The following is a 7,024-nucleotide window of genomic DNA, read 5'->3' as shown; positions in this document are numbered from 1 at the left end:
TTCTTCACTGTCAAAAAACTTGCATCGCTCACTGGCTTTGCTTTTCGTTTCACTCGTTAGCGTCTTGCTTATTTGCGAAAGAAACTAAGACAATACAAAAAGACACATTATTTCCGCAACCCCTTTTTCTCATTAAATGAATTTTTAGCTGTATTTACCCCGCCTATTCAATAAATGAATCCTCTTTTAATATTTTACGTAAAAGCTTCTTTCATCTATTTCTCAAATCGTTTATGGTGCTCAAAATCAGGGAAAATGTTATTTTTATTAATTTTTGTTATTTTTTCTCAAGGATGCGAAAAAATGCACATGTTCGATCGTCATTCATGTGCTCTTTTTTAACCTTTTTTGATCGTTTTTGAACTTTGGCACCTAGGTCTTAAAATCATTTGTCAAAATGGCTTCCATTTTGTAAGCCATTCCTTTAGATTTAAGAGCAGTATCTAATGTCGTAACAATTTTATTAGTTTTCTAAGCATGATATCTAAAGCATTGTACCGGTCCTCCTATTTGGCGCTTATATGGATATTTATCCTTTCATCTTGCGCATCGCATCATTATATCGAACCAGGAAATCCTCATCCTCCCTGCGTGATTTCTTTGCCTGAAAAAATCCGCGTTGCTCTTGTCTTAGGCAGTGGTGGCGTAAGAGGGATGGCGCATGTGGGAGTCATTGAAGAGTTGAAAGCAGCTGGAATACCTATTGATTTGATTGTTGGATGTAGCGCAGGAAGCATGGTGGGAGCGCTTTATGCAGATTCTCCCGACATCGAAAAAGTTAAAGAAGTTGTCTGGAATGTAAAGACTGACTCTTTACTAGACCTAGATCTTTGGCATTGCCGCTATGGATTATCACAAGGTCGCTCGATGAAAAGTACCCTTTCCAAGCATTTAGCCGCAAAAACTTTTGATGACTTAAAAATTCCTCTGATTATTGTCGCTTGCGATCTTTTTTCAGGAGAACTTGTCCCTATAGGATCAGGTGATTTAGTTAGAGCCGTGCAGGCCTCGTGTTCCATACCTTTGATGTTTGTGCCATGCCAACACAAAGGGCGCATTTTAATTGATGGAGGAGTGGTCAATCCAGTTCCTGCAAAAGTAGCGAGAGATCTCGGCGCAGATTTAGTGATTGCAGTGGATCTTTGCGAACTTTTGCCACAAACAATCCCTTCAAATCTATTTCAAGTGGCAACTCGCAGCGCTGAGATCGCATTTATCTGGCAAAATGAAATTTGCACGCATCATGCCGATATCATTATTCGCCCTAAAACGTCTGGAATGGGAACGTTTAATGACAAAATGAAATTACAGATCTATGAAGCTGGCCGTAGGGCCACACGAGAACAAATTCCTTTGATAAAAGAACTATTGCGTGGAATCGATCTTTCTTCACGTAATGACCAAAAACGTGTCGTAACACTGCATTGCTATTTGCCGCAGATCTCCCTAGACTATTAAAATAAAGGATATATGCAACCATATCTATACCTCTTTCTCGCTATCATCACAGAAATTATTGCCACTAGTGCATTAAAGGTTTCTGATGGCTTCACGAAACCGCTCGCTTCCATTATTGTGCTTGTAGGCTATTTTTTTGCCTTTTGGCTGCTATCTTTAACGTTAAAAGTTTTGCCTGTGAGTATCGTCTATGCCATCTGGTCTGGACTTGGTATTTTAGGAATTTCTTGCATTGGAATTTGGTATTTCAAAGAAATGTTTGGTGTTTGGCATTTTATTGGAACCGCGTTGATTTTAGCCGGAGTCGTCATCTTAAGCATCGTCACACCGAACAACAACTCACCTCATTAAAAATTAGCTACTTAAATTGCGAATTCAAAAAATATATCTACATTATATTTTGCATGTTATAATAGAAAAAAAAGACTAAACACCCGCGATTTGTGGGCAGAGGGAGGCTTTTATGCATAAGATCCGCAATCTTGTCTTTTCAACTATGAGTGGCATCGCTTGTTTATTATTGCTAAGTGCAACCGCTATTGATGCAGAAGAAACGGATGGGACAATTGCCAAAGGACATGGGGGTCATGGTGGCGGCCATCACGGTGGCGGTCACCACGGAGGACATCATGGCGGTCACCACGGCGGCCATCACGGACATCATGGTGGGCATCATCATGGACACCATGGGCATCATGGCCAGCATGGATGGCACCATGGGCATCATGGGTGGCATAATTTCAATCATGACGGATACTGGTACGGCGGGGGCGCATGGGGAAATAATCCAGGCTACTACTCTGATCCCAATTTCTACTACAGTGAAACAGGCGTTCCGTCTGTTGATTATGAATATGAACCTTATGCCCCAGCTCTTCCCCCAAGCTACTTTCCTGGCAGCGGCTATCAACAAAATTACTATCAACAACGAAGCTATCAGATCCAAACCCCCTCGATACCTCAGAGCTCTAGTTCTTCGTCAAGTAGCTCATCCAGCAGTTCGAGCAACAACAACTCACATAGATAAGTATTTTTAGAAGATAAGGCAAGAAAAACACTTGCCTTATCTTGCAAGGTCTTATTATATAGAAAGCAAATATTTTATTGAGCTTTCCTATGTTTTATCCCGAATCCTACACCATCACTTGCCAGCTTTTTTATCGATTATTGGGATTTATTTATTTTTTTGCGTTTGGTGCTTTTCTGTTCCAAATTCGCGGACTTATCGGAGAAAATGGGATTTTGCCTTTAAAAGACCACCTGAATTTTCTTAGGAAATTTCCGCTTAGAAAACGTTTGCATTATGCACCCACCCTTTTTTGGTTTAACTCTAGCAACACAGCTTTGATGAGCCTCACAACTTTAGGCGTTCTATCTTCTATTCTTTTAATGTTAGGATGGTATCCCTCCATCCAATTAATTTTGCTTTATTTTTTGTACCTATCGATTGTAGGCGGTGGGCAGGACTTTCTGGCATTTGGATGGGAAGGCTTTTTGTTAGAAATCACGATTCATGCTTATTTCATGAGCTTAACAATCGTGCCCTGTTATTTGATTTGGGCAAGTGCTAACTGTCTTTTATTTCGGTTTCATTTTCAAGCTGGAGCTGTTAAATTGCTCAGCAAAGATCCTGCTTGGACAAATTTAACCGCCATTGCACATCACTATCAAAGTCAGCCTCTTCCTAATACAATCGCTTGGTACGCCCATAAACTCCCCATGTGGTTTCAAAAAGGCTCTGTTTTAGGAATGTTTTTTGCTGAAATGATCGCTCCTTTTGGGATTTTTTGGGGAGATTTCGCCAGGCTGACCACTTGCGCTATTCTTGTACTTCTCCAATACGGTATTTGGTTAACTGGTAACTTTTCATTTCTTAATCACCTGACCGCCGTCTTCTGCATTATCCTCATCAATAATGCTGTTTTATCAAATGTTTGGGAAATCCCTGTAGAAAGCGTTGAACCATCTTTGTACTTGGTTATTTTGGTAAACATTATCGGTGGAGCCTTACTTCTCTTGCAATTTTTGCGCCTTTGGAATGCTTTTTTTCCAGAAATTGTTCTGGAAAAATTTTTTCACCGCATTGCCCCCTTACATTTGGCCAATCGCTACGGAATTTTTGCTGTTATGACAACTCAGCGATACGAAATTGTGATTGAAGGAAGCCTAGATGGTGAACATTGGGAAGAATATCTTTTTCGGTATAAACCTTCGGAAATTTCGCGACGTCCTCGCCGCATTTCCCCCTACCAACCGCGCATTGATTGGCAGGCCTGGTTTTTGCCTTTTACAGAATATGAAGCAGAGCCTTGGTTTAAAAATTTCTTAGTTCACTTGTTAAAGGGAACACCAGATGTCTTAGCCCTTTTACGTAAAAATCCATTCCCATCCGCTCCTCCTCGTTACATTCGTTCAGTCATTTATGACTATACCTTTACGAGTTATGAAGAGAGGAAAAGAAATGGATCTTGGTGGAATCGTACATTGATCGGGGAATACAGTCCTGCAATGTACTTACGGGAAAAACACCTCTAAAATAGTTATGCAGGCTCTAAATGTAATACCACAGCTCTGTCAGAAGCCCTTTGTTTATGCCTAATGCCTTTTGGAATCACAGTCCCTTCCCCCTCTTTTAAAGAGAGCATACTAGATTCTGTTTCAAGCAACATCTCTCCCTTATATACCCAAAAAAGTTCGTCATCTTCATTGGATTGCCAAGGGAATTCACCTTTAATAGCCGTTGCTTTTAACACCCAATTGTTGAGATGAGCCACTTCAACGGGATGCCAAAACCTTTCTCCCAATTTTTTATCTACTTCATCCAGGTTATAACTTCGCATCAATGATCGAAAATCCATGCATGCCCCCTAGTCTGGCTCAAGTTCATTCTTTTTTCATTTATTTACAACTGATGAGTATCCATAAGGCCATTTCCAGTCTCGAATTTCTGGCATGTCATCCCCCACACGTCGAATGTAATGCGTGTGATCAATCAGCTTCCCTTCGACAAACTCTCTGATATAGGCGCGCATTTTGCTGAAGCGAGGGATCCGCTCTACAACATCCAACATGAGGTGAAAGCGATCAAGATCATTTAATACCACCATATCAAAAGGTGTCGTCGTAGTACCTTCCTCTTTATAGCCCCGCACATGTAGATTTTCATGACTCGCACGACGATAGGTCAATCGGTGAATCAACCACGGATAGCCATGAAAAGCAAACACAATCGGTTTATCGAGAGTAAACAAATCGTCATACTCAAGATCAGTTAAGCCATGTGGGTGCTCTGTATGGGGCTGTAAAACCATTAAATCCACAACATTGATCATTCTAATTTTAATATCTGGAATGTGCTTGCGCAATAAGTCGATCGCAGCCAAAGTTTCGAGAGTCGGAATATCTCCACAAGAAGCCATGATCACATCAGGCTCTTCCCCATAGTCGTTACTCGCCCATTTCCAAATTCCAATTCCTTTAGAACAATGCTTAATCGCTTCATCCATTGTTAAATAATGCAATGCTGGTTGCTTTCCTGCGATGATTACATTGACATAATTACGACTCTGTAAACAATGATTTGTGACAGATAGAAGTGTATTGGCATCGGGCGGTAAGTAAACGCGGATAACTTCCGCTTTTTTGTTGACCACGTGATCGATAAAACCGGGATCTTGGTGGGAGAACCCATTGTGATCCTGTCGCCAAACGTGCGAAGTCAGAAAATAATTTAGTGAAGCAATCGGACGTCTCCAAGGGATATGACGAATTGTTTTTAACCATTTTGCATGTTGGTTGAACATGGAATCTACCACATGTATAAATGCTTCATAGCAGGAAAAAAATCCATGCCTTCCCGTCAATAAATACCCCTCAAGCCATCCTTGACATAGGTGTTCACTGAGGACTTCCATAACGCGCCCATCTGGAGAAAGATGATCATCGTAGGAAAGAATCTCTGCTGTAAACATCCGATTAGTCGCTTCAAACAGAGCACTCCAGCGGTTGGAAGCTGTTTCATCAGGCCCCATAATGCGAAAATTTCTTTGATCTAAATTGGCTTTCATCACGTCGCGGAGAAAATTTCCCATAATTCGGGCAGATTCGGCAACAACAACTCCTGGTGCAGGAATATCAAGTGCATAGTCATTAAAATCTGGAATGCGAAGATCCCTTAGTAATTCGCCGCCATTGGCGTGCGGATTTGCCCCCATTCGCCTCTTTCCTTTTGGGGCAAGTGCTGCATACTCTGCGAGAAAGTGCCCCTTTTCATCGAAAAGCTCTTCCGGCTTATAGCTCTTTAACCATTCTTCCAACCGCAGCAAATGACTCGGATTTTCTGCTATTTCGGCAAAAGGAACTTGGTGGGAACGCCAGTACCCCTCTACTTTTTTCCCATCAATCTCTTTCGGTCCTGTCCAACCTTTTGGAGACGCCAAAACAATCATTGGCCATAGAGGGCGCTCTTTAAATCCATTTTCTCGCGCATCTTGCTGAATGCTTTTAATTTCTTCAATCACCAGCTCAAGCGTTGCAGCCATTAATTGGTGCATGTGTTCCGGCTCCGAACCTTCTACAAAATAAGGCTTATATCCGTAGCCAATTAAAAGACTCTGCAGTTCTTCACGGCTTATTCGGTTTAGAATGGTTGGATTAGCGATCTTGTATCCATTCAAATGTAAAATCGGTAAAACGGCCCCATCATGGATAGGGTTCAGAAATTTATTGGAGTGCCAACTAGCAGCTAGAGGTCCTGTTTCAGCTTCTCCATCTCCAATGACGCAGCAAGCGATTAAATCAGGATTATCAAAAACCGCCCCAAAGGCATGCGTCATGACATAACCCAATTCTCCACCCTCATGAATAGACCCTGGAGTTTCGGGGGCGACGTGGCTAGGAATTCCACCTGGAAAAGAAAATTGCTTAAATAATTTTTTTAAGCCTGCTTCATCTTGCGTTACATTGGGATAAACTTCACTATATGTGCCTTCTAAGTAAACGTTTGCAACCAAACCCGGCCCTCCGTGACCAGGCCCGGCCAAATAAATGACATCCAAATCATACATTTTGATTACTCTATTCATGTGCGCATAAATAAAGTTCAAGCCCGGGGTGGTTCCCCAGTGACCTAAAAGCCTTGGTTTCACGTCTTCAGCTTTTAACGGTCGCCTGAGCAAGGGGTTGTCGAGAAGATAAATTTGTCCGACGGATAGATAATTCGCAGCTCTCCAATAAGCATGAATTTTTCTTACCTCTTCAGGATCTAAAGGATTAAGAGGTCGTCCATTTTGAAGAGTCTCTACAGAGAATTCTGAAGATTGTTCCGTCATCGTTGCTTCTCGCTATTAAATATTTTGTTTTTTCTTAGGCTTAAACGAAAGCATTCTTTGCTGTCAAATTTTTCCATATTAATGGAGAAAATTTTAACTCGATTGAACATAGCTCTTTTAGTTTGAAAAAAATACGTCAAATATGGGAGTGTGGGTTGTTATCCTGCATATGAGGAGACAAGAATGCAATCAGACCCTTTATCAGTACCAAGATCAACACCGAGTCATCATTATGC

Annotated in this window: 6 protein-coding genes; 4 read left to right on the top strand and 2 right to left on the bottom strand. The window is 41.4% G+C overall.

Going from position 1 to position 7,024, the window contains the following annotated elements; genetic code table 11:
* The first annotated feature begins 477 nt into the window (after positions 1-477).
* The 4 genes from AB7E63_RS12660 to AB7E63_RS12645 all read left to right on the top strand — a co-directional run bounded on the left by AB7E63_RS12660 (position 478) and on the right by AB7E63_RS12645 (position 3,993).
* Complete coding sequence (locus AB7E63_RS12660) at positions 478-1,458, top strand: patatin-like phospholipase family protein (protein ID WP_226987443.1); 981 nt, start codon at positions 478-480, stop codon at positions 1,456-1,458.
* A 12-nt stretch (positions 1,459-1,470) separates the two neighbouring features.
* Positions 1,471-1,809: a DMT family transporter gene (locus AB7E63_RS12655; RefSeq protein WP_006341292.1), complete on the top strand. Its 339-nt coding sequence runs from the start codon at positions 1,471-1,473 to the stop codon at positions 1,807-1,809.
* 112 nt (positions 1,810-1,921) lie between these two features.
* Positions 1,922-2,485, top strand: a complete 564-nt coding sequence (locus tag AB7E63_RS12650; RefSeq protein WP_006341291.1) for a hypothetical protein — start codon at positions 1,922-1,924, stop codon at positions 2,483-2,485.
* Positions 2,486-2,574: 89 nt separating this feature from the next.
* The gene (locus AB7E63_RS12645; protein ID WP_006341290.1) at positions 2,575-3,993 is read left to right on the top strand and encodes a lipase maturation factor family protein; all 1,419 of its coding nucleotides are present in this window, start codon (positions 2,575-2,577) and stop codon (positions 3,991-3,993) included.
* A gap of 5 nt (positions 3,994-3,998) precedes the next feature.
* Here AB7E63_RS12645 and AB7E63_RS12640 read toward each other — a convergent pair whose 3' ends face one another.
* Positions 3,999-4,316, bottom strand: a complete 318-nt coding sequence (locus AB7E63_RS12640; protein WP_006341289.1) for a hypothetical protein — start codon at positions 4,314-4,316, stop codon at positions 3,999-4,001.
* A 36-nt stretch (positions 4,317-4,352) separates the two neighbouring features.
* Positions 4,353-6,788, bottom strand: a complete 2,436-nt coding sequence (locus tag AB7E63_RS12635) for a phosphoketolase family protein (RefSeq protein WP_006341288.1) — start codon at positions 6,786-6,788, stop codon at positions 4,353-4,355.
* Positions 6,789-7,024 lie beyond the last annotated feature (236 nt).

Origin of the sequence: Parachlamydia sp. (genome assembly GCF_050255895.1) — a bacterium.
In the GTDB taxonomy this organism is placed as follows: domain Bacteria; phylum Chlamydiota; class Chlamydiia; order Chlamydiales; family Parachlamydiaceae; genus Parachlamydia; species Parachlamydia acanthamoebae.
Note: the sequence above shows the minus strand (reverse complement) of the source record. Positions and strands in the feature narration are given on the sequence as shown.